Source organism: Psychroflexus tropicus DSM 15496, from assembly GCF_000378765.1.
Classification (GTDB): Bacteria; Bacteroidota; Bacteroidia; order Flavobacteriales; family Flavobacteriaceae; genus Psychroflexus; species Psychroflexus tropicus.
On record NZ_KB905343.1, the window covers coordinates 62,267 to 82,515 of the forward strand.

21 protein-coding genes and 3 tRNA genes are annotated in these 20,249 nt (G+C 35.6%); 12 read left to right on the plus strand and 12 right to left on the minus strand.

Features of this window, described 5'->3' with window-relative positions; all coding sequences use genetic code 11:
* The first annotated feature begins 155 nt into the window (after positions 1 to 155).
* The gene (gene rsmG / locus F598_RS0104970; RefSeq protein ID WP_019037923.1) at positions 156 to 785 is read left to right on the plus strand and encodes a 16S rRNA (guanine(527)-N(7))-methyltransferase RsmG; all 630 of its coding nucleotides are present in this window, start codon (positions 156 to 158) and stop codon (positions 783 to 785) included.
* A gap of 59 nt (positions 786 to 844) precedes the next feature.
* On the opposite strand, the gene pruA is transcribed toward rsmG, so the two are convergent.
* Positions 845 to 2,470: an L-glutamate gamma-semialdehyde dehydrogenase gene (pruA, locus tag F598_RS0104975; protein WP_019037924.1), complete on the minus strand. Its 1,626-nt coding sequence runs from the start codon at positions 2,468 to 2,470 to the stop codon at positions 845 to 847.
* A gap of 102 nt (positions 2,471 to 2,572) precedes the next feature.
* Positions 2,573 to 3,844, minus strand: coding sequence for a type IX secretion system plug protein (locus F598_RS0104980; RefSeq protein WP_026302526.1), 1,272 nt, complete (start codon positions 3,842 to 3,844; stop codon positions 2,573 to 2,575).
* 121 nt (positions 3,845 to 3,965) lie between these two features.
* Between F598_RS0104980 and F598_RS0104985 the strand changes: the two genes are divergently transcribed.
* The 8 genes from F598_RS0104985 to F598_RS0105020 are packed head-to-tail and all read left to right on the plus strand — an operon-like array spanning position 3,966 to position 11,325.
* A complete protein-coding gene (locus F598_RS0104985) occupies positions 3,966 to 5,309 on the plus strand; it encodes a Na(+)-translocating NADH-quinone reductase subunit A (protein WP_026302527.1) in 1,344 nt (447 codons plus the stop codon).
* Between the two features lie 14 nt (positions 5,310 to 5,323).
* Positions 5,324 to 6,496 carry an NADH:ubiquinone reductase (Na(+)-transporting) subunit B gene (locus F598_RS0104990; RefSeq protein WP_019037927.1) on the plus strand — a complete coding sequence of 391 codons (1,173 nt, stop codon included), beginning with the start codon at positions 5,324 to 5,326 and terminating at the stop codon, positions 6,494 to 6,496.
* Between the two features lie 2 nt (positions 6,497 to 6,498).
* Positions 6,499 to 7,224 carry an NADH:ubiquinone reductase (Na(+)-transporting) subunit C gene (nqrC, locus tag F598_RS0104995; RefSeq protein ID WP_033408507.1) on the plus strand — a complete coding sequence of 242 codons (726 nt, stop codon included), beginning with the start codon at positions 6,499 to 6,501 and terminating at the stop codon, positions 7,222 to 7,224.
* A 2-nt stretch (positions 7,225 to 7,226) separates the two neighbouring features.
* Positions 7,227 to 7,976, plus strand: a complete 750-nt coding sequence (locus F598_RS0105000; protein WP_019037929.1) for an NADH:ubiquinone reductase (Na(+)-transporting) subunit D — start codon at positions 7,227 to 7,229, stop codon at positions 7,974 to 7,976.
* A 13-nt stretch (positions 7,977 to 7,989) separates the two neighbouring features.
* Positions 7,990 to 8,604 (plus strand): NADH:ubiquinone reductase (Na(+)-transporting) subunit E, encoded by a 615-nt coding sequence (nqrE, locus tag F598_RS0105005; RefSeq protein WP_019037930.1) that lies wholly within the window; start codon positions 7,990 to 7,992, stop codon positions 8,602 to 8,604.
* A 12-nt stretch (positions 8,605 to 8,616) separates the two neighbouring features.
* Positions 8,617 to 9,906, plus strand: coding sequence for an NADH:ubiquinone reductase (Na(+)-transporting) subunit F (gene nqrF / locus F598_RS0105010; protein WP_019037931.1), 1,290 nt, complete (start codon positions 8,617 to 8,619; stop codon positions 9,904 to 9,906).
* A 58-nt stretch (positions 9,907 to 9,964) separates the two neighbouring features.
* Complete coding sequence (locus tag F598_RS0105015; RefSeq protein ID WP_019037932.1) at positions 9,965 to 10,324, plus strand: hypothetical protein; 360 nt, start codon at positions 9,965 to 9,967, stop codon at positions 10,322 to 10,324.
* Positions 10,321 to 11,325, plus strand: coding sequence for an FAD:protein FMN transferase (locus F598_RS0105020; protein WP_019037933.1), 1,005 nt, complete (start codon positions 10,321 to 10,323; stop codon positions 11,323 to 11,325). The genes F598_RS0105015 and F598_RS0105020 overlap by 4 nt, the downstream gene beginning before the upstream one ends.
* On the opposite strand, the gene F598_RS0105025 is transcribed toward F598_RS0105020, so the two are convergent.
* The 4 genes from F598_RS0105025 to F598_RS0105040 all read right to left on the minus strand — a co-directional run bounded on the left by F598_RS0105025 (position 11,322) and on the right by F598_RS0105040 (position 12,600).
* On the minus strand, positions 11,322 to 12,092 hold the full coding sequence (locus F598_RS0105025) for a class I SAM-dependent methyltransferase (protein ID WP_019037934.1): 771 nt from the start codon (positions 12,090 to 12,092) through the stop codon (positions 11,322 to 11,324). The two genes, F598_RS0105020 and F598_RS0105025, sit on opposite strands and share 4 nt — an antisense overlap.
* Positions 12,093 to 12,118: 26 nt before the next feature.
* A tRNA-Leu gene (locus F598_RS0105030) sits at positions 12,119 to 12,202 on the minus strand.
* A gap of 156 nt (positions 12,203 to 12,358) precedes the next feature.
* Positions 12,359 to 12,431, minus strand: a tRNA-Lys gene (locus F598_RS0105035).
* A gap of 96 nt (positions 12,432 to 12,527) precedes the next feature.
* Positions 12,528 to 12,600, minus strand: a tRNA-Lys gene (locus F598_RS0105040).
* A 103-nt stretch (positions 12,601 to 12,703) separates the two neighbouring features.
* Here F598_RS0105040 and F598_RS0105045 point away from each other — a divergent pair.
* A complete protein-coding gene (locus tag F598_RS0105045; RefSeq protein ID WP_019037935.1) occupies positions 12,704 to 13,237 on the plus strand; it encodes a shikimate kinase in 534 nt (177 codons plus the stop codon).
* Here the strand turns inward: F598_RS0105045 and F598_RS0105050 are convergent.
* Positions 13,234 to 13,734: a phosphoribosyltransferase family protein gene (locus tag F598_RS0105050; protein ID WP_019037936.1), complete on the minus strand. Its 501-nt coding sequence runs from the start codon at positions 13,732 to 13,734 to the stop codon at positions 13,234 to 13,236. The genes F598_RS0105045 and F598_RS0105050 overlap by 4 nt on opposite strands.
* Positions 13,735 to 13,740: 6 nt before the next feature.
* The gene (locus tag F598_RS0105055) at positions 13,741 to 14,124 is read right to left on the minus strand and encodes an RNA-binding S4 domain-containing protein (protein ID WP_019037937.1); all 384 of its coding nucleotides are present in this window, start codon (positions 14,122 to 14,124) and stop codon (positions 13,741 to 13,743) included.
* A 67-nt stretch (positions 14,125 to 14,191) separates the two neighbouring features.
* On the opposite strand from F598_RS0105055, the gene F598_RS0105060 reads away from it, so the two are divergent.
* Positions 14,192 to 15,103, plus strand: a complete 912-nt coding sequence (locus F598_RS0105060) for an FKBP-type peptidyl-prolyl cis-trans isomerase (RefSeq protein ID WP_019037938.1) — start codon at positions 14,192 to 14,194, stop codon at positions 15,101 to 15,103.
* Between the two features lie 72 nt (positions 15,104 to 15,175).
* On the opposite strand, the gene F598_RS0105065 is transcribed toward F598_RS0105060, so the two are convergent.
* The 3 genes from F598_RS0105065 to recR form a co-directional block, all read right to left on the minus strand.
* Positions 15,176 to 16,522 (minus strand): dihydrolipoamide acetyltransferase family protein, encoded by a 1,347-nt coding sequence (locus F598_RS0105065; protein WP_019037939.1) that lies wholly within the window; start codon positions 16,520 to 16,522, stop codon positions 15,176 to 15,178.
* An 83-nt stretch (positions 16,523 to 16,605) separates the two neighbouring features.
* Positions 16,606 to 17,721 (minus strand): glycosyltransferase family 2 protein, encoded by a 1,116-nt coding sequence (locus F598_RS0105070; protein ID WP_026302528.1) that lies wholly within the window; start codon positions 17,719 to 17,721, stop codon positions 16,606 to 16,608.
* 5 nt (positions 17,722 to 17,726) lie between these two features.
* Complete coding sequence (gene recR, locus F598_RS0105075) at positions 17,727 to 18,350, minus strand: recombination mediator RecR (RefSeq protein ID WP_019037941.1); 624 nt, start codon at positions 18,348 to 18,350, stop codon at positions 17,727 to 17,729.
* A gap of 83 nt (positions 18,351 to 18,433) precedes the next feature.
* Between recR and F598_RS0105080 the strand changes: the two genes are divergently transcribed.
* A complete protein-coding gene (locus F598_RS0105080) occupies positions 18,434 to 19,888 on the plus strand; it encodes a sodium:solute symporter (RefSeq protein ID WP_019037942.1) in 1,455 nt (484 codons plus the stop codon).
* Here the strand turns inward: F598_RS0105080 and F598_RS0105085 are convergent.
* Positions 19,844 to 20,206 carry a CoA-binding protein gene (locus F598_RS0105085; RefSeq protein WP_019037943.1) on the minus strand — a complete coding sequence of 121 codons (363 nt, stop codon included), beginning with the start codon at positions 20,204 to 20,206 and terminating at the stop codon, positions 19,844 to 19,846. The two genes, F598_RS0105080 and F598_RS0105085, sit on opposite strands and share 45 nt — an antisense overlap.
* Between the last annotated feature and the right edge of the window lie 43 nt (positions 20,207 to 20,249).

Below are 20,249 nucleotides of genomic sequence, written 5' to 3' on the forward strand. Positions count from 1 at the left end.
TTTATATATACCAGTGCTTTGGACAATTCCCAATTGTGCTGTTTTTATGGGTGCATTGCTAACGTATAGGGTTATAAAGAAGACTATTCTAGAATTATAGGACTTCGAAAGACCTAAAACAAAACCAGATCTCTTATTTTTGCAGAAAAAAAGCATTGGAAACTATCAAACGCTATTTCCCCGATTTATCTGAAACGCAACTAGGGCAATTTAAAGCTATTGCAGAGGTTTATAAAGACTGGAATCAAAAAATAAATGTGGTTTCTAGAAAAGACATTGATGAAATTTATATACGGCATGTCCTGCATAGCCTAGCCATTGCAAAAATACAGAGTTTTCAGCCAGGTTCAAAGGTATTGGATGTTGGTACAGGTGGTGGATTTCCTGGAATTCCTCTCGCTATTCTTTTTCCAGAAACGCAATTTACGCTCGTTGACAGCATTGGAAAAAAAATAAAAGTTGTAGAAGAGGTTGTAGAGGCTTTAGGTCTTGAGAACGTTACAGCTATCAATGATCGAGTTGAAAATACCTCTGGCGAATTCGATTTTATTGTGAGTAGGGCAGTAGCAGTAATGCCAAGTTTTGTACACTGGGTAAAGGGGAAAATTGCAAAAGAATCTAGACACGAACTCAAAAATGGAATATTATACCTTAAAGGAGGGGATTTAACTGAAGAGTTAAAGCCTTATAGAACAGTGAAGATTTACGAACTATGCGATCTTTTTGAGGAAGAGTTTTTTGATACAAAAAAAGTAGTTTATCTTCCCATGAAATACAGAGCTTAAGTCAATAAAAAAGCCCTTAATTATAGAAATTAAGGGCTTTTACTTTTATTGGATTCAAATTATCCCATGTGTGGATATTTGTAATCTTTAGCTGGAACAAAGGTTTCTTTAATCAACCTTGGTGAAGTCCATCTTAAAAGGTTCAATTTAGATCCAGCTTTATCATTTGTACCACTGTTTCTAGCTCCTCCAAATGGCTGACGACCCACTACAGCTCCAGTACATTTATCATTGATGTAGAAATTACCTGCAGAATTTTGTAAAATGTCTGTGGCAAGCGTTGCCGCATAACGATCTGTAGAAATTATGGCGCCTGTCAGTCCGTATTGGCTTGTATTATCTACAAGATGTAATGTTTCTTCGTATTTATCATCATCATAAACGTAAAGCGTCAAGACTGGTCCAAATAATTCTTCGACCATAGTTTCATACTTAGGATTCGTTGTGACAATAACTGTAGGTTCTACGAAATAACCTTTTGATTTATCGCAGTTTCCGCCTACAATGATTTCAGCTTCATCACTTTTCTTAGCACGCTCAATATATTCAGAAAGTTTATCAAAGGATTGTTCATGAATAACAGCACCCATAAAATTGCTTAAGTCTCCAGTAGGGCCCATTTTAATAGACTTCACATCATTCACAAGCTTTTCTTTTACGCTTGGCCATATGCTGCTAGAAATGTAAGATCTGGAAGCGGCACTACATTTTTGACCTTGAAATTCAAAAGCACCTCTAAGCAACGCAGTGGCAACAACATCTACATTTGCAGATTTGTGTGCCATAATAAAGTCTTTACCACCTGTTTCTCCTACGATTCTAGGATAGGTATTATAAGTGTGGATATTTTCACCTATTTTGGCCCAAATTCCTTTAAATACATTCGTACTTCCTGTAAAGTGTACTCCAGCAAATTCTTTTCTAGCTAATACCTTTTCAGTAATCATGGCAGGATCACCTACAATCATATTGATGACGCCGTCTGGTAAACCTGCTTCTTTAAATACTTCCATAATAACCTGTGCAGATAGCATCTGGCTATCACTTGGCTTCCATACTGCCACATTACCCATTAAGGCAGCGCTTGAAGGTAAATTACCTGCAATTGCAGTAAAATTAAATGGAGTGATCGCATATACGAAACCTTCTAGCGGTCTGTGTTCAACTCTGTTCCATTCGTTATCTGCAGACTCTGGCTGTTCTCTGTAAATTTCTGTCATATATTCAACGTTGAATCTTAAGAAATCACAGATTTCGCATGCAGAATCAATTTCAGCTTGAAATACTGTTTTAGATTGACCAATCATTGTTGTAGCATTCATCTTGTCTCTGTAAGGACCAGCAATAAGATCTGCTGCTTTCAAAAAGACGGCAGCTCTTTGCTCCCAAGGCAACTTTGCCCATTCTTTTCTTGCTTCCAGAGCAGTATCAATAGCCTGGTCCACATGCTTTTCTTCAGCATTATGATAAATTCCGACCTCATGTTGATGATCGTGAGGTGGTCTTATACTTTTAGTGTGACCAGTTTTAATTTCTTCACTTCCTATGTAAAGTGGAATTTCAACTTTTTGATTGTATAATTTCTTATACATGTTTTGAATAGATTCTCTTTCTGGAGTACCTGGTGCATAAGATTTAGTTGGTTCATTTATGGCAGATGGTACCTGAAAATATCCTTTACCCATATTTTTTAAATTTTATTTTTATTAGTTTGCGTAAATATAAGGCTTATATATCATTATGAAAATTCATGATGATAAGCTTTTATTAATAGCTGTTAAGAATGCTTAATTGATAATATTTTCACTGTTCTCATAACCGATTCCGACTACTCGGTCGTACCTGGCACCAATATCTCTGTAATAGACAATTACCTGATAGTCGTTTTCAGTGATATCATGATCTCCGCTGATAAAACCCTCTATAAATTTGCCGTTTTTATCTAAATAGACGTATTTAAAATTATAAAATCCCTGCTTTAAGAGTAGCTCATTTGTGAGGAGATTGGCTTCTTTCTCACTAGGTTTCATCAATGTAGTGTCGTCTAATACATAGTTATTGAACCTCCCGTAAAGATGAATCTCACCGCCGTTTAAATCCTTATAATTTTGCAGTGAAAAGTGGACTTTGGCATATTCTGATTCAATGTCATCATCTTCACCTTGCACCGAATTAATTCTAAAGGCTCCATTGATGTCTGGATTGAAGACATATTCTCTGCCATCTCTTATAAAATTTGGATATAAATATGAATTGTAGAGCTCATCCAGTTCAACACGCTCAATTCTTAAGGTTCCCTGTCTGATGTCTTTATTATCAAAATTCAGGTATTCATTTCCTCCCCAAAAAGAAGCTTCCTGGTCGTATCTGTAAACTAAAGTATTACCTTGAGTGAACTGCGGTTTAAGATCATAAATAGCTGTATTAAAATCATTATTCTGCACAACTACAGTCTTAACAGTCTGATCTGGGTTTCTAAAAAAGAAATCATCTCGACCTATTTCAAAGTTGACCACCTGTTTCTCGTCAATATAGTTTAAATCTCTAGACCTTCTTAAAGTAATGTTGACATTGACCAAGTCTTCGTAGACAATAAATTTTCTTGAAAATAGGAGTTGCCTGTCTTCATTGTAAATCTTTAACATGTAATTCCCGCTTACTTTGAGTCTTCTGGTATTTTGGTTAGGGATTTTTAATTCATGGTGAGTGTAGGGTTGAAGAGTGGTGAAAGAATTTTCAAAATCGAACAGCCTTATATTGTCAAACCCCTCTAAATATTCGTTTTTTGCCAACACAGAAGGAGTCCAGTCAAAATTGAAGTGCTCAATTTCGTAATAATAATCGTTTTCTGCAGCGGTTAAATCATCAAATTTCAGCTCCAAAGACTCCTGCATGGAGATGATAGGTGTCCCGCTAAACTCGCTGTTGGATCCATAAAACTCAATGGTTTTAATGAAATCTGGAGGTAATGTTTCATAAACCTGTTGTGCAGACAATGAAGAATATATAAAACTTACTAAAAGGACTCCGAATAGCTTTTTTTTGAAAGGTTGTATCATTAAATTTGTATGTAATATTAGTTATTTAGAACTATTATAAATAATAGAACTATAAGAATTGTTTGCTTTAAGAATGTAAGTTTAATTATTAAATTTGCAAACCAAAAATAAACTTTTTCAAATGCCTATAGATGTCAAAATTAAAAAGGGTTTAAAGCTCAACTTGAAAGGTGAGCCTGAAAATTCAATCGAGCAAGCTCAAAAATCAAAGACTGTTGCTTTAAGACCATCAAATTTTCATTCTCTGGTGCCAAAAATGGTCATCAAAGAAGGGGCGAAAATAAAGGCTGGAGAAGAGGTTTTCTTTTCAAAGTATTCTGATAAGACCAGAGTAGTTTCTCCAGTAAGTGGAACATTAAAAGAAATTAAAAGAGGTGCCAAAAGAAAAATACTCGAGGTTGTCATTGAAGCAGATACTGAAATAGAGTACAAAGATTTTGGAACTATGGATCCGTTGAAGTCTGATTCTTCTGAGGTAAAACATAGGATATTTTCTACCGGATTAGGTGTTTTCTTAAACCAAAGACCATATAGTATTCCTGCTAATGCGGAGGACACTCCAAAAGCTATTTATATTTCAGCTTATAACACAGCGCCATTAACAGCTTCGTTTGAGGTCGTTTTGAAAGACAAAATTGAATTTTTTCAAAATGGAATCAATGCTTTAACCAAGCTTACAGGAGGGAAAGTATACTTGGGTGTTGATAAACAGGCAGCAAGCTTTTTAAAAGATATCGATAATGTAGAGGTCTTAAATATCTCTGGTCCTCACCCTGCTGGTAATGTAGGAACTTTGATACATGAGACTGAGCCTCTCAACCGAGGTGAAAAAGTCTGGACAATTAATCCAGAAGATGTGGCCATTATAGGTGAACAATTCAAAACTGGAAAGTACAATGCTGAGCGAACGGTTGCAATTACTGGTACTGCAGCAAAGCATAAAAAATATTTCAAAACAATTATTGGGTCGGAAGTGTCTTCTATTCTGAAAGATTATGAAGACAATTCAAGAATAATCAGTGGAGATGTATTAACTGGTGAGAAGGTTGAAGGTGATGGTTATCTGAATTTTTTCTCAAATACTCTAACAGTGATTCCAGAAGGAGATAAGCACAGAATGTTCGGTTGGCTTCCATTTAAAGATAACGACATTCATTCTGCCTCAAAGACGTCTTTGGCATGGTTATTTCCTAATAAGAAGTATGAAGTTAATACCAACTTAAACGGTGAGGAAAGAGCTCTTGTGGTAACTGGTGAGATGGAAGAGGTAATGCCTTTGGATATTCTACCAATGCAACTTATTAAAGCCTGCATGGCGGGTGATATTGAAAAAATGGAAAATCTTGGAATTTATGAAGTTGCTCCAGAAGATTTTGCTCTTGTAGATTACACGAATACGTCTAAAATTGAAGCGCAGGAAATTATACGCAACGGTTTAGATATTATGATAACTGAAGTAGGATAAATTTATATAACACTATGAATTGGATTAGACAGAAAATTGATCAAATTAAGGAACCTTTTGAGCCTGGCAATAAGCTTGAAAAGTATCGCCCGGCAATAAATGCCTTAGATACGTTTTTGTTTGTGCCTGATCACACAACAAAAAAGGGTTCACACATTCGGGATGCAGTAGACCTGAAGAGGACGATGATTACAGTGGTCTTGGCTTTAGTTCCTGCCTTATTGTTTGGAATGTGGAATACAGGATATCAGCATTATACACAATTAGGTGAGAATCCAGCTATTTTAGATGCTTTTTTACATGGAGCTTATAAAATCGTACCAATGATTGTAGTTTCATATGCTGTAGGACTTGGTTTAGAGTTTGCTTTTGCAATAATGAGAGGTCATGAGGTGAATGAAGGTTACTTGGTAACAGGTTTATTAATACCAATGATTATGCCTGTGGATATTCCTTTATGGATGGTAGCTCTATCTGTGATCTTTGCCGTTCTTATTGGTAAAGAAGCATTTGGAGGTACTGGAATGAATATTCTAAACCCAGCCTTAACGGCAAGAGCATTTGCCTATTTTGCATATCCAACTTATATGTCGGGAAACAAAGTTTGGGTAAGTGAAGCTTCTAACATAGATACAATTTCAGGAGAAACTATATTAGGTTCTGTTGCTGCAAATAAAGAAGTTACTTACACAGCTGCAGAAATGTTCACTGGTGTTATTCCTGGTTCTATTGCGGAGACCTCTGTTATTTGTATAATAGCCGGAGCCTTGCTTTTAGTACTTACAAAAGTAGCAGACTGGAGAATTATTCTCAGTGGAGTATTAGGTGCAGCAGCTATGGGCTTATTATTAAATGCTTTACCTTCTTTTGGTATAGAAGGTAATGGAATGACCAATTTTGCTTGGTATAATCACCTAATCGTAGGTGGGTTTGCATTTGGTATTGTCTTCATGGCAACCGATCCTGTGAGCGCAGCCCAAACTATGAAAGGGAAATGGATTTACGGAGCGCTTATCGGTTTAATTGCAATCTTAATTAGAACGTTAAACCCAGCATATCCTGAAGGAATTATGTTAGCCATTCTTCTTTTAAATGTTTTTGCGCCTACCATAGATCATTATGTGATCCAGGGAAATATAAAAAGAAGACAAAAACGTTTATCAGCCAAAACAGTCAAAACAGCTTAATGATGGATAGAAACAGTAATGCTTACACATTTATTTTTGCAATAGCTATGGTTATTGTAGTTGCAGTTACCTTATCTTTTACTGCAACAAGTTTAAACCCATTGCAAAAAGAAAATGTGCGTAAAGAAAAAATGCAAAACATCTTATCTACTATTGGAATCCAAACTTCCAGAGATGAGGCTGAAGAGCTTTTCAATAAGCACGTTACCCAACAGTACGCCTTGGACCATACTGGTCAAGAAAAAGAAGGAATTAATGCCTTTCAGGTGGATTTAGCTAAAGAATTAGCTAAGCCTGTAGAAGAACAAACCTTCCCATTGTATTTGGCAAATTATGAAGGCCAAGAATTCTACATTGCTCCTTTACGCGGTAGTGGATTATGGGATGCTATCTGGGGTTATATTGCTCTTAAAGATGATGCTAATACAGTAAAAGGTGTGGTTTTCGACCATAAAGGTGAAACAGCAGGTTTAGGTGCTGAAATTACAACAGATTGGTTTCAGCAGAGATTTGTTGATGAGAAAATATTCGATGAAGAAGGTAATTTAGTTGGTGTAAGCGTTGTTAAAGGATATAGTGGAGGAAATAATAAGGATGACAATCAGGTCGATTCTATTTCTGGGGCAACCATTACCGGTGACGGTGTCACTGCTATGCTTTCCAAAAGGTTGAAAAATTATTTGCCTTTTTTCAAAAAACGTCAAGAAATTAAAGTTGTAACACGATAAATATGAGCTTAGAAACTAATCCAAAGCCTCAAACAGAAGAAGAAAAGAAAAAAAGCGAGATGCTACTTTTCTTATCTAGCTCTGAAGAGAAAGAACACTTCTTGTCGAAGGCTAATCGTAAAATATTAAAAGATCCGCTAGATGATAATAATCCTATTACTGTTCAGGTTTTGGGGATTTGTTCAGCATTAGCTATTACAGTTCAGCTCAAGCCAGCTATTGTAATGTCTTTAGCTGTTGTATTTGTTATGGCATTCAGTAACGTCATTATTTCGATCTTAAGAAATTCTATACCTAGCCGAATAAGAATTATCGTTCAACTTGTAGTAGTTGCGTCCATGGTAATTCTTGTCGATCAGATCCTAAAAGCTTACGCCTTTGATGTAAGTAAGCAGTTATCCATCTTTATTGGGTTAATTATTACCAACTGTATTATCATGGGTAGACTCGAAGCCTTTGCTTTAGGTAATGGTGTATATAAGTCTTTTCTTGATGGTATAGGAAATGCAGCTGGATATGGTTTAATCCTCATCATAGTCGCTTTCTTTAGAGAACTATTTGGTTCTGGCAAATTACTCGGTTATGAGGTTTTAGGTCATAAAGGAGTAACTTTAGCCGAATCTACAGGATTATATGCGTTAGGATATCAGGATAATGGTTTCTTCTTGCTGTCCCCAATGGCGCTCATCGTAGTTGGAGTACTCATTTGGATACAAAGAGCGAGAAACAGAAAACTAATTGAAGAAAATTAAATAACCCTCATAGATGGATTTAGTAAACTTATTTGTAAAAAGTATTTTCATTGAGAACATGATTTTTGCCTATTTCTTAGGAATGTGTTCTTATTTAGCTGTTTCTAAAACAGTAAAAACGGCAGTTGGACTTGGTGCAGCAGTTATTTTTGTATTGCTCATCACAGTTCCTGTAAATTATCTCTTAGATAATTACTTACTTCAGGCTGGAGCTTTATCCTGGTTAGGTCCAGAATTTGCTGATGTAGACTTGAGCTTCCTTAGTTTTATCATGTTTATTGCGGTGATCGCATCTATGGTACAACTGGTTGAAATGATTGTTGAAAAATTTGCGCCAGCTCTCTATGGATCTCTTGGTATTTTTTTACCATTAATCGCTGTAAATTGTGCTATTTTAGGTGGATCCCTTTTTATGCAGCAAAAGGATTTCAGTGGTATAGAAGGTGCAGCAGTTTATGGACTTGGAAGTGGTATTGGTTGGTTTTTAGCTATTTTGGCTATTGCAGCTATACGAGAAAAGATCGCCTACTCTAATGTTCCTGCACCGCTTAAAGGGTTAGGAATAACCTTTATCATTACAGGATTGATGGCAATAGGATTTATGAGTTTCATGGGAATTAAATTATAAACACAGAAGATTATGACAGTTATATTAGCGAGTGTTGCAGTATTCTTAACCTTAATTTTGTTGTTGGTGGTTATTTTGCTTTCAGCAAAAGCAAAATTATCGCCTTCAGGTCCTGTTAAGATTAATGTAAATGGAGAAGAGGACTTAGAAGTTGGATCAGGATCAACCCTCTTAAGTACTTTAGGAGATAATAAATTATTTCTTCCTTCTGCTTGTGGTGGAGGTGGAACTTGTGTTCAGTGTAAATGTATCGTAAAAGATGGTGGAGGAGCTATTTTGCCTACCGAAGAGCCTCATTTTACGAGGAAAGAAATCGCTGAAGGCTGGAGACTTGGGTGCCAAGTGAAAGTCAAACAAGACATGAAGATTGAAATTCCTGAAGAAGTTTTTGGTATCAAGAAATGGGAAGCTACGGTGGTGTCTAACTATAATGTTGCGTCTTTTATTAAGGAATTTATCGTTGAAATTCCAGAAGATATGGATTACAAAGCAGGAGGCTATATTCAAATTGAAGTTCCACCATGTGAAGTAAAATTTGAAGATATGGACATCTCTGCTCATCCAGAGGAGCATCCTGGTGAGAAAGATAAATTTAAAACCGAGTGGGATAATTTTAAATTATGGCCCTTAGTGATGAAAAATAGTGAAACCGTAGAGAGAGCCTATTCTATGGCTTCCTACCCGGCAGAAGGTAAGCGAATTATGTTGAATGTTCGTATTGCAACACCTCCTTTTGACAGAGCTAAAGGTGATTGGATGGATGTGAATCCTGGTGTAGCATCCTCATACATATTTAATTGTAAAGAAGGAGATAAGGTGACAATTTCTGGTCCATACGGTGAGTTTTTTATCAACGAAAGTGAAGCTGAAATGCTTTATGTAGGTGGTGGAGCAGGTATGGCGCCAATGAGGTCTCACTTATATCACTTGTTCAGAACCTTAAAGACTGGTAGAAAAGTTACTTATTGGTATGGTGGTAGATCTAAGCGTGAATTATTCTATATTGATCATTTTAAAGCATTAGAGAAAGATTTTCCAAACTTTAAATTTTACATGGCTTTATCTGAGCCTATGGAAGAAGACAATTGGAAAGAAAAAGATGGAATTGATGGTGAAGGAGACGGCTTTGTAGGATTTATTCACCAGTGTGTAATCGATAATTACTTAAATCACCACGAAGAACCTGAAGATATAGAATTATATTTTTGTGGTCCTCCATTGATGAACCAGGCGGTTCAAAAAATGGGAGAAGATTTTGGAATTCCAGACGAAAATATCAGGTTTGATGATTTCGGAGGATAAAATTAATTGACCTTAAAAACCCAAACATCTATGTTTGGGTTTTTTTATATAATGACATATGGGACTACTTTCAGAACAACAACTTCATAATTTAGCGATGAACGTGGTAGGTAAAGACCTGGAAGAAATGGGTTACGAGTTTCTGGCTGTTAATAGTAAAAAGTCAAAAAACCCTCAGTTTGTAGCTACAAAAGATAAGAAATTGATTTTCGTTGTTGTTAGAGCTGTAAAATATCCTGATAACCCTGTGATCTATAATGAAGAACTAATGAAAAAGGTTTCAGATCATGGTATAAATTATAAAGCCAAAACCTTTTATGCTGGTGTAGGTATTGCCAATTCTCTCAGTTATGATTTACCTGTGGATTCTGAAGAGGATTATGTACTAAATTATACAGGCTTAATTGAAATTAAATGAGGTATTTATCTTTACTATTAATCTTTCTTTTTTGCTCATGTGCAAAGGATTCTAATGCCGTTAAAAGTCTTAAGGGCGAAGCTTTAGGAACAACTTATTCTATTCAATACTTTTCAGATTCAGATCAGGTGACTAGCAAAGAAATCGATTCTATCCTTGAGGTTATTAACACCTCAATGAGTACCTATATCAAGAATTCAGATATCTCCAAAATAAACGACGGTGACAGGTCAATTCAAGTTGATGAGCATTTCAGGACTGTTTTCTTAGCATCTAAATCTATTTATCAAAAAACTGATGGTTATTTTGATCCAAGTGTTGGATTATTAGTCAATGCCTATGGATTTGGCCCTGAAGGTTATGCAGAGGATGTCACTGAAACTGAAATCGACTCTATATATAATCTCGTAGGCTTTGATAAAATTGAGCTCACAAATCAAAATAAAATTAAGTCCAGTAATCAATACTTATACTTGGACTTCAATGCCATTGCTAAAGGTTATACTGTAGATGTTTTTGGAAACTTTCTTAGTTCTAAAGGCCTCAATAATTATTTAGTAGAAATAGGGGGAGAAGTGAAAGTGGAGGGAAAAAATAAGGAAAGAAATGGATCCTGGAAAGTCGGGATTGAGTTACCTATGGAAGATGGTTCTCGAGAATTGGCTTACAGTTTAGAATTACAAGACCAGTCACTTGCAACTTCAGGTAATTACAGAAAATTCAGAATAGACTCTTTATCGGGGAAGAAATATGTCCACACCATCAACCCTAGGACTGGGAAGTCGCAAAAGACAGATCTTCTTTCAGCTTCAGTGATCACCACCAATTGTACTGATGCTGATGCATACGCTACTGCTTTCATGGCTATGGGGTTTGAGAAAGCTAAAGCTTACCTGAAACAAGCTAAGGGTTTAGAAGTCATATTCATCTATTCTGATGCAAATGGTAACCAAAAAACTTTTATTTCAGATTCACTGCAGGACGCTGTAGATGAATTTTAAGATGGCTTAAAGCCAATTGGAATAAGCTCACCTTTTTGTAATCTGTAGTAATCGATTTCTTTATCACTTAATTCGGCAGTAAGATCAACTGCTGTAACCTCAAATCCAATGGAGCTCAATTTGTCAAAGAAGTCCAGACCATAAACTCTCAGGTGATCATATTGACCAAAAATTTTAGCTCTTTCTTTTTGACCTGTGATAGAATCGTCTTCAAAGGTTTTCTTTCTGGTTAAATCCTGCGGTATTTGGAGAATCGCCATTCCTTTAGGTTTTAAAACTCTGTAAATCTCTTCAAGAGCTTTTGTATCGTCTTTGATATGTTCTAAAACATGATTACAAATGACGGTATCGTATGTATTGGTTTCAAAAGGTAAATGGCATATATCTGCTTTAACGTCTGCAATGGGAGAATTGAGGTCTGTAGTCGTGTAGTCGAGGTGATTTAGGCTCTTAAAACGCTTGTAAAAAGCTTGTTCCGGAGCAAAGTGGAGTACTTTTTGAGCCTTGCTAAAAAATTCTGTTTTGTTTTGAAGATAAAGCCATAAAAGTCGATGCCTTTCTAAAGAAAGGGTAGAAGGGCTTAATACATTAGATCTTTTTTTCTCATATCCATAAGGAAGAAATTTCGAAAATGTTTTACCGTCGATGGGATCTTTGTAGGTATTTCCTTTGTATAGGAGAAGCAGTACAGGTTTGAGTAGTAAACTAATTCGAATTAAAAAAGGTCTCGGAAATAAATTGAGTAATACTTGAAAAGGTTTCTTCAAAATATTTTAATAAGAAGTTGAAAAAGTGCCCAGAGCGGGAGTCGAACCCGCACGCCCTAATGGACACATGGCCCTCAACCATGCCTGTCTACCAGTTCCAGCACCTGGGCATATTAACAAATATAAACTTAAATCAAGTAATCTGAAATTGATCAAGATTAATATTTATAAAAGTTAAGGTAGGAAATAAAAGTGATCTGGCTGGGGCTTCCTTCGACATCGCTCAGGATAGACTTCTTACCCAAAAAGATCGAAACTATAATTAGTGATCTGGCTGGGGCTCGAACCCAGGACCCTCTCCTTAAAAGGGAGATGCTCTACCAACTGAGCTACCAGATCTGAAATAATGTAATGAACTTTAGTGTTGAACTAGTTGAGGCTTCCTTCAACTTTGCTCAGGATAGACTTCTCACCAAAAAATTAAACTATAATTAGTGATCTGGCTGGGGCTCGAACCCAGGACCCTCTCCTTAAAAGGGAGATGCTCTACCAACTGAGCTACCAGATCTAATGCTTCTTTTTGCGGGTGCAAATATAATATCTTCCTTTGTTATATCAAGGAAAAATAAATTAAATTTGAAACATTTTTAATTTGTTCAAACAAGGTGATTATGAAGGTGATTTTATTAGGTTATATGGGAGTTGGAAAATCAACTTTAGGGCGACTCTTAGCTGAGAACTTAAATACAAAGTTTATAGATCTGGATGATTATATCGAAAGTCGAGAACATTTATCTATCCCAGAAATTTTTAATACAAAAGGAGAGATTTATTTCAGGAAAAAAGAGTCAAAAGCTCTTGAGTATCTTTTAGGTACAAATGAAAACTTTGTACTGGCATTAGGTGGGGGGACTCCGGTCTATGGTTCTAATATGGAAGCAATTGTGAAGGCAGAACAAGTGACTTCTATTTACCTAAAACTTCAATTAGATCAACTAGTAGATAGATTGTTTAATGAGAGGAAGGACAGACCAATTATTTCCCATTATGAAAGCAAACTTGAATTTGAAGAATTTGTAAGAAAGCACCTTTTTGAGAGACAACAATTTTATTTTCTAGCCGATCATAACTTAGACCTAACAGAGACTTCTCCTGAAGCTGGCCTTCAAAAATTACTGGAATTGCTAGGCAAAAGCGATAATTAAAAAAGTTGAGCTTTAGAAGGTTGAGAAAAATCAACTTCCACACGTTCATTAAGGGAAGTTGAAAGCGAAATACCTTTAAAATCTGCTTTTATAGGATATTTTTTATGGTTTCTGTCAACCAGTACAGCTGTTTTAAACTGTTTTAAAGGGACATTCAAAAAGTGTTTGGCGGCAAACATTAAAGTAGAGCCTGTGTTTAAAACGTCATCAACTAATACAAGACTTTTGGACTCATACACTTCTGCCTCAACAGAAACATTTACTTTCTCCAATGGATTTTTTTTGTCGATCGCAACTTGAGCAAGTATGATCTGCTTTTCTGATAATGCTTTAATTTGATCTGAGATTAGTTTAGCAAAAACAGCTCCGTTTTCTATAATTCCGGCTATAACTATTAAGTCATCACTGACGCAGGTCTCTAAAATTTGAAGAGCGATTCGTTTAGTTTTAATTCTGATATCTTCTTCAGATAAAATCAGGGTAGATTCTGTTTTCATAAGGTTCTATTCTAACTCGTCTTTGGTATTCTCCTTTAATTCGTCCAATTCTCTTCTGTCTTTTTTAGTAGGACGCCCAGTTCCTTTTTTTCTATAATAGTCTTGAGAGTATTTCAGTAAATCCAATTTTTCCAGATTTTCTTTTGGTGTTATGTCTGTACAATAAATGCTCACTAACTTAGCTCCAACTCTTGACTTTGGCAAATCCAGAACTTCAATTTTATAATTGATTTGATTCTTTCTGATTTCAATTTTGTCAGTTGGATAAACATTACGAGAAGGCTTAACAGACTCACCATCAATCTTTACATGACCTTTTTTACAAGCATTGGTGGCAATGCTTCTGGTTTTAAAGTATCTCACTGCCCATAAGTATTTATCTACCCTCATCAAATTCTATTTTTACTTAAGCAAAAATATAAGAAAATCGTATCTTGCCCCCTAAAATTACAGTTAAATGAAACTACAAAATATTGCTCTCATTTTTGCTCTTTTACTCATTATTTCTTGTAGTAATGATGACGATGGTCCAGGTGAAATTGTTACTAGAGATGTCGAGGAGGTCAAGGATGAGAATGCAGCACAGATTCAAAGTTTCCTAGAAACTCACTTTTACAGGTTTGAAGATAATCCTGAAAACCCAAACTTTCAAAAAATTGTTTTTGATACTATCGCTGAGCCAAACCAAGACGAAGAGCCGATTATTGACTCAGAATTTTTAGAATCTAAAACAGTTACACAAAGGGGAGTAGATTATAATCTGTACTACTTAAAGTTTAGAGAAGGAGCAGAATCTTCTAGGAAACCTACTTTTGCAGATTCAGTTTTGGTGACCTATAACGGTTTTTCTCTTTTTGATAAAGACGTTTTTGATGGGTCACCAAATCCTGTCTGGTTTGATTTAGTTAATAATATCGTTGGTTTCTATGAGGTCATGGATGAATTTCGTGGAGCTTCAAATTTTGTAGATACTAATCCAGACGGTACCGTCACTTTCGAAGATGATTTTGGGTTTGGAACCGTCTTTATTCCATCTGGCTTAGCCTATTTTTCTGCTCCTCCAACGGGTTCAGGAATTGATGCTTACGAGCCTATCGTATTTAATATTCAATTGTACAAGTCAATTGAGTCTGATCATGATAATGATGGAGTTGTTTCCTGGAGGGAAGATATCGATAATAATAGAAGAGTAACAGATGATGATACAGATGAAAATAGAGTTCCAAATTTCGCAGACACAGATGATGATGGGGACGGAGTCTCAACCCGAGATGAAATAACAGATGAAGATGATAATGTGATCTTTCCTTTCCCAGATTCTGATGCTGATGGAACTCCAGATTATTTAGACCCTACATTTCCTGAGTAGTGGGTTCCTTCAAATTATCAAATAAAAAAAGCCCTTATTTAAGGGCTTTTTTATTGAATAAGATTATAGCTTTTAAATACCTCTATTGGTGTCAAAATTCTCCAAGTATTCTTTCATGCGTTGGATAAATTGGCCACCCAAGGCACCATTAACCACTCTGTGGTCATAACTGTGTGATAAGAACATCTTGTATCTAATGCCAATGAAATCTCCTTCGGATGTCTCAATAACGGCAGGCACTTTTCTTATGGCTCCCAGGGCTAATATACCTACTTGTGGTTGATTGATGATAGGAGTTCCCATCACACTTCCAAAAGTTCCTACATTGGTTACGGTATAAGTACCACCTTGGGTTTCGTCTGGCTTCAATTTTCCATCACGTGCTCTTGTCGCTAAATCATTTACTTGCTTAGCCATTCCTAAGAGATTGAGTTGATCTGCGTCCCTAATCACTGGAACTATTAAATTTCCATCAGGCAATGCTGCAGCCATTCCCAGATTGATATGCTTCTTCATAACAATCTTATCACCGTCTACAGATATATTGATTTTAGGAAAATCTTTAATAGTCTTAGCAACAGTTTCCATAAAGATTGGAGTGAAAGTCAATTTTTCACCTTCTCTCTTTTGAAACTCATTTTTATGTTTATTTCTCCAGTTCCATATATCTGTAACATCTACTTCAATAAATGATTGAACATGAGCGGAGGTCTGCGTACTAGCAATCATATGGCTAGAAATCAATTTTCCCATCCTACTCATTTCTATCACTTCATCTTCTGCATTAATGTTGACAGGAGTTTCAACTTTTGGAGTTGGAGAAGGGGTTTTAGATTCGGTTTTTTCCTTAGCAACTGATTCTTGTTGTGTTTTAGATTCTACCTTGCCTTCTTTCTTCTCTTTAACGTAAGCTAGGATATCATCTTTAGTGACTCTTTCGTCTAATCCTGAACCTTTTAAATTGTCTAGCTCTTCCAAAGATATATTTTCTTTAGAGGCGATATTTTTTACTAAAGGAGAGTAAAATCTAGACGAATTAGAATAATTTGCAGTGGAACTAGCGTCAGATTTAGCTTGACTAACGCTTTCTTCAACAACAGAAGCTGCATTTTCAACTTCAGTAGTTTCAGTAGTAGTTGTGTCACTCTCTACCTCAGAATCATCTCCGCTATCTTCACCTTCTACTTCGATGATAGCGACTACTTCGCCCACTTTCACCACATCATCTACAGAAAAAAGTTTTTCTACTAAAACACCATCAAATTCGCTGGGAACCTCGGAGTCTACTTTATCTGTAGCAATTTCTAACACTGCTTCATCTGCTTCGATTTGATCGCCAACTTCTTTAAGCCAGCTGGTAATGGTAGCCTCAGCTACACTTTCTCCCATTTTGGGTAATTTCAATTCTTTTTTTGCCATATATGTAACCTATAAGGTGTTTTTTAATTTAAAGTTGCAAATTTAATAAAATTAAGGCAGTCATGTTCCTAAATATGCATTTGTTAACTCAGTTCTATGACTTCTCCCTTTCTATATTTACTTTCGCTCCCAATAATGAATTTATGTTTCCTTGGTTTAATCCTGAAAGCATTATTTTTAGAATTAAGAGCAATTAGTGTATTTATTGCCTCTTTATAGCTAAGGTGATCAGAATCCAGGATGATAAAAGAATTATCAACAGCTATGTCTATTCTATCTGTTAAAAGAATTCTGTGCTTAAAAATTTGCTCTATAGAAGTCTTAAGATTTTCTTCCTTTGAAATTAAGTAGACATTTTGAAAATCTTGATTTTTGATTTTTATAGAGTTTAATCTCATTTTTTCAAGAGCCATTGTGAGTTTAAGGCTCATTTTTACAAGTTTAAATGAATTTTTATAATTCCTGAAGTGCTTTTTATAGAAGATGAACATCGCATTAAAAAATCGATTGAGATAGAGTTGATCCTTAGTTGTGCTCTCTCCTTTAAAGTGAAGAACTTTAATAGAACCAATATAATAATTTTGATAGCCTGACTTACAAATTCTATAACTTAGATCTATATCTTCTCCATACATGAAGTAGTCTTCATCAAAACCGCCGATTTCAATGTATTGGTCTCTTTTCATAAACATAAAAGCTCCTACTAGAATATCGGTGGGTCCACTATCTTGTTGGTCTAAATTATTGTTGTAATAAGATAAGCAACTACCCATAATTTTTTTAAGTGCTACTTTTGGGGTAGGTATATTACGTTTACTTTCTTCTAAAAATTGACCACTACCATCTATCAATTGAACTCCTATCGCCCCAGGATTTTTTAAGTTAGGATAGATTTCAAGCAGATTAGTGAAACAATCTTCTGGAACTACCGTGTCAGGGTTTAGAATACATAAATACTCACCTTTGGACCTTTCAACGCCGATGTTATTTCCTTTGGAAAACCCAAAGTTTTCTTCATTTTTTATGATATAAACTTCTGGAAAGTTCTTTTTTACAAGATCGGAACTAACATCTTCAGAATTATTATCAACCACAATGATCTCTGCATCCAGATTCTCTATGGCTTTAGATACACTATCTAAGCACAACATGAGGTGATGAGGGACTTTATAAGTTAAAATAATTACAGAGAGCTTCAAGCAGATTAATTTTTAAGTGAATTTTCAAACGGAACCCTTTGCAATATACTACGACCAAGCGTTATTTCATCAGCATATTCAAGCTCATCACCTATAGAAATCCCTCTAGCAATAGTAGAAGTCTTTAAGTTCTGCTCAGAGTTCTGTATCTGTTTATAAATATAAAAATTTGTAGTATCCCCTTCCATCGTACTACTTAGGGCAAATATGATCTCACTTACCTCGCCTTTTTTTATTTTTTCTACTAAACTTTCGATATTAAGCTGGCCTGGACCCACTCCATCCATTGGACTTATCTTGCCGCCTAAGACATGATATATTCCCTTGTACTGTTCAGTATTCTCTATGGCCATCACATCTCTGATGTCTTCTACCACGCATATAATAGATCCATCCCTGGAGGTGTCTTTGCAAATGCCACATGAATCTTGATCTGAAATATTATGGCAGCTTTTACAGCGCTTCACTTTGGTTTTCAAATCAACCAGAGCTGTCGCTAAGTCGGTAGTTTGCGACTGTGGCTGTTTCAATAAATGTAAGGCAAGTCTCAATGCGGTTCGTTTACCAATTCCGGGAAGTAACGCAATCTCTTCTATTGCCTTTTCAAGATACTTTGATGAGAGTTCCATATAGGGCTAAAATACAATTTTGAGTTTTCTTTTTATAAAAATCTTAAGAAAACATTTGTATTTTCGCCTTCCAAATTGAATCTATGCAGGCTTATCAAATCCTACTTCTAGTTTTAGCATACTTTATTGTTCTCATACTGATTTCATTTCTCACTAATAAAAGCGGCAGTAACTCTGAGTTTTTCCAGGCTAACAGGCAGTCTCCTTGGTATTTAGTAGCTTTTGGAATGATAGGGGCTTCATTAAGTGGTGTTACTTTTATTTCAATTCCGGGGACAGTAGCCTTCAGTAGTTTTAGCTATTTTCAGGTGGTTTTAGGTTATACGATTGGATATGCTGTAATAAGTTTAGTGTTGATGCCGCTCTATTATAGAATGAATTTGACTTCAATTTATACCTATTTAGAGTCTAGATTCGGAAACAGAGCTTACAAAACAGGGGCTTCTTATTTTATCCTTTCGAGAATAGTAGGGGCTAGTTTTAGACTTTTTCTTGTAGCCAATGTACTTCAACTGATTGTATTTGATGCTTTGGGAATACCTTATTATGTTACCGTAAGTATCACCATTCTATTGATTTGGCTTTATACCTTTAGAAGTGGTATTAAAACGATTGTCTGGACAGATACTCTACAAACGTTGTTTATGCTCGTGGCTTTGGGGATTTCGATTTATTTCATATCAGATGCTTTAGAAATCAATAGTTTATGGAAGTACCTCGGAGATCACCAAAATTTTCAGATCTTCTTTTTTGAGGATTACAAAAGTTCTGATTTTTTCTTTAAACAGTTCGTATCAGGAATGTTTATCGCCATAGTGATGACAGGCTTAGACCAAGATATGATGCAAAAAAATCTGACCTGCAGAACTTTAAAGGATGCCCAAAAGAATATTTTTTGGTTTACTTTGGTTTTAACCGTAGTCAACTTTTTATTTTTATTCCTTGGTCTTCTTCTTACAGATTATGCCGACTTAATGGGCATTACAGAAATAAGAGATGATCTTTTTCCTGCTGTAGCAACTTCAGGTGGCTTGGGAATTGCTATTGCAGTGACTTTTATACTAGGGCTTATTGCAGCAGCTTATTCCAGCGCCGATAGTGCCTTAACTTCCCTAACTACCTCCATCAGTATTGATATTTTGGATATTGAAAAGCGTTATTCAGAAGCATCACAAACCAAAACTAGGAAGTGGATTCATGTTCTCATGTCTCTGGTATTAATTGCAGTGATGATGATTTTTAAGTATGCTATTGCAGATAAGAGCGTGATCAATAAATTATTTGAATTCGCAGGTTATACCTATGGCCCTTTATTGGGATTATATACATTTGGTTTGTTCACCAAATGGAGTGTAAAGGATAAATGGATTCCATTTGTCGCTATTTCTGCTCCGATTCTTTCTTACCTGATTAGTGAATGGAGTTTGATTTATATTAATTTTGAATTTGGCTTTTTCATTTTAATTCTGAACGGCTTGTTAACCTTCTTAGGCCTAATATTGATTAGAAGCCAAAAGGATCAACGTGCAAGCCTCTGAGATCTTGATTCCATTCAATTCGAGTTTATTTTTAAGTGCAGGATTTTCGGTTCCTGGATTAAAAATGACTCGTTTAGGTTTCAATTTGAGTAAAAATGATTCGTATTCTTCTTGATGGCTAGGATTGATATATAAGGTTACTGTATCGACTTCCTCTTTCGTAGAAATCTGGGTTGAAATTTTTACGCCCTCTACTTCACCTTTACGTTTCCCAACAGCTAACACCTTGTATCCTTTATTCAGCAATGCAATAATAGCCTTATAAGAATAACGATTTGGGTTTTCTGAAGCTCCAATTACAAGTGTTCTGTCTTTCATAAAAGTATTGATCTTTTTTGTTTAATGCTTTTTGGGGTTTGAT

Bases quoted from the DNA above. Each gene is read 5' to 3' on its own strand.
- pruA (WP_019037924.1), bottom strand. From the start codon at position 2,470: ATGGGTAAAGGATATTTTCAGGTACCATCTGCCATAAATGAACCAACT.
- F598_RS0104980 (WP_026302526.1), bottom strand. From the start codon at position 3,844: ATGATACAACCTTTCAAAAAAAAGCTATTCGGAGTCCTTTTAGTAAGT.
- F598_RS0104985 (WP_026302527.1), top strand. From the start codon at position 3,966: ATGCCTATAGATGTCAAAATTAAAAAGGGTTTAAAGCTCAACTTGAAA.
- F598_RS0104990 (WP_019037927.1), top strand. From the start codon at position 5,324: ATGAATTGGATTAGACAGAAAATTGATCAAATTAAGGAACCTTTTGAG.
- nqrC (WP_033408507.1), top strand. From the start codon at position 6,499: ATGGATAGAAACAGTAATGCTTACACATTTATTTTTGCAATAGCTATG.
- F598_RS0105000 (WP_019037929.1), top strand. From the start codon at position 7,227: ATGAGCTTAGAAACTAATCCAAAGCCTCAAACAGAAGAAGAAAAGAAA.
- nqrE (WP_019037930.1), top strand. From the start codon at position 7,990: ATGGATTTAGTAAACTTATTTGTAAAAAGTATTTTCATTGAGAACATG.
- nqrF (WP_019037931.1), top strand. From the start codon at position 8,617: ATGACAGTTATATTAGCGAGTGTTGCAGTATTCTTAACCTTAATTTTG.
- F598_RS0105015 (WP_019037932.1), top strand. From the start codon at position 9,965: ATGGGACTACTTTCAGAACAACAACTTCATAATTTAGCGATGAACGTG.
- F598_RS0105020 (WP_019037933.1), top strand. From the start codon at position 10,321: ATGAGGTATTTATCTTTACTATTAATCTTTCTTTTTTGCTCATGTGCA.
- F598_RS0105045 (WP_019037935.1), top strand. From the start codon at position 12,704: ATGAAGGTGATTTTATTAGGTTATATGGGAGTTGGAAAATCAACTTTA.
- F598_RS0105050 (WP_019037936.1), bottom strand. From the start codon at position 13,734: ATGAAAACAGAATCTACCCTGATTTTATCTGAAGAAGATATCAGAATT.
- F598_RS0105055 (WP_019037937.1), bottom strand. From the start codon at position 14,124: ATGAGGGTAGATAAATACTTATGGGCAGTGAGATACTTTAAAACCAGA.
- F598_RS0105060 (WP_019037938.1), top strand. From the start codon at position 14,192: ATGAAACTACAAAATATTGCTCTCATTTTTGCTCTTTTACTCATTATT.
- F598_RS0105065 (WP_019037939.1), bottom strand. From the start codon at position 16,522: ATGGCAAAAAAAGAATTGAAATTACCCAAAATGGGAGAAAGTGTAGCT.
- recR (WP_019037941.1), bottom strand. From the start codon at position 18,350: ATGGAACTCTCATCAAAGTATCTTGAAAAGGCAATAGAAGAGATTGCG.
- F598_RS0105080 (WP_019037942.1), top strand. From the start codon at position 18,434: ATGCAGGCTTATCAAATCCTACTTCTAGTTTTAGCATACTTTATTGTT.
- F598_RS0105085 (WP_019037943.1), bottom strand. From the start codon at position 20,206: ATGAAAGACAGAACACTTGTAATTGGAGCTTCAGAAAACCCAAATCGT.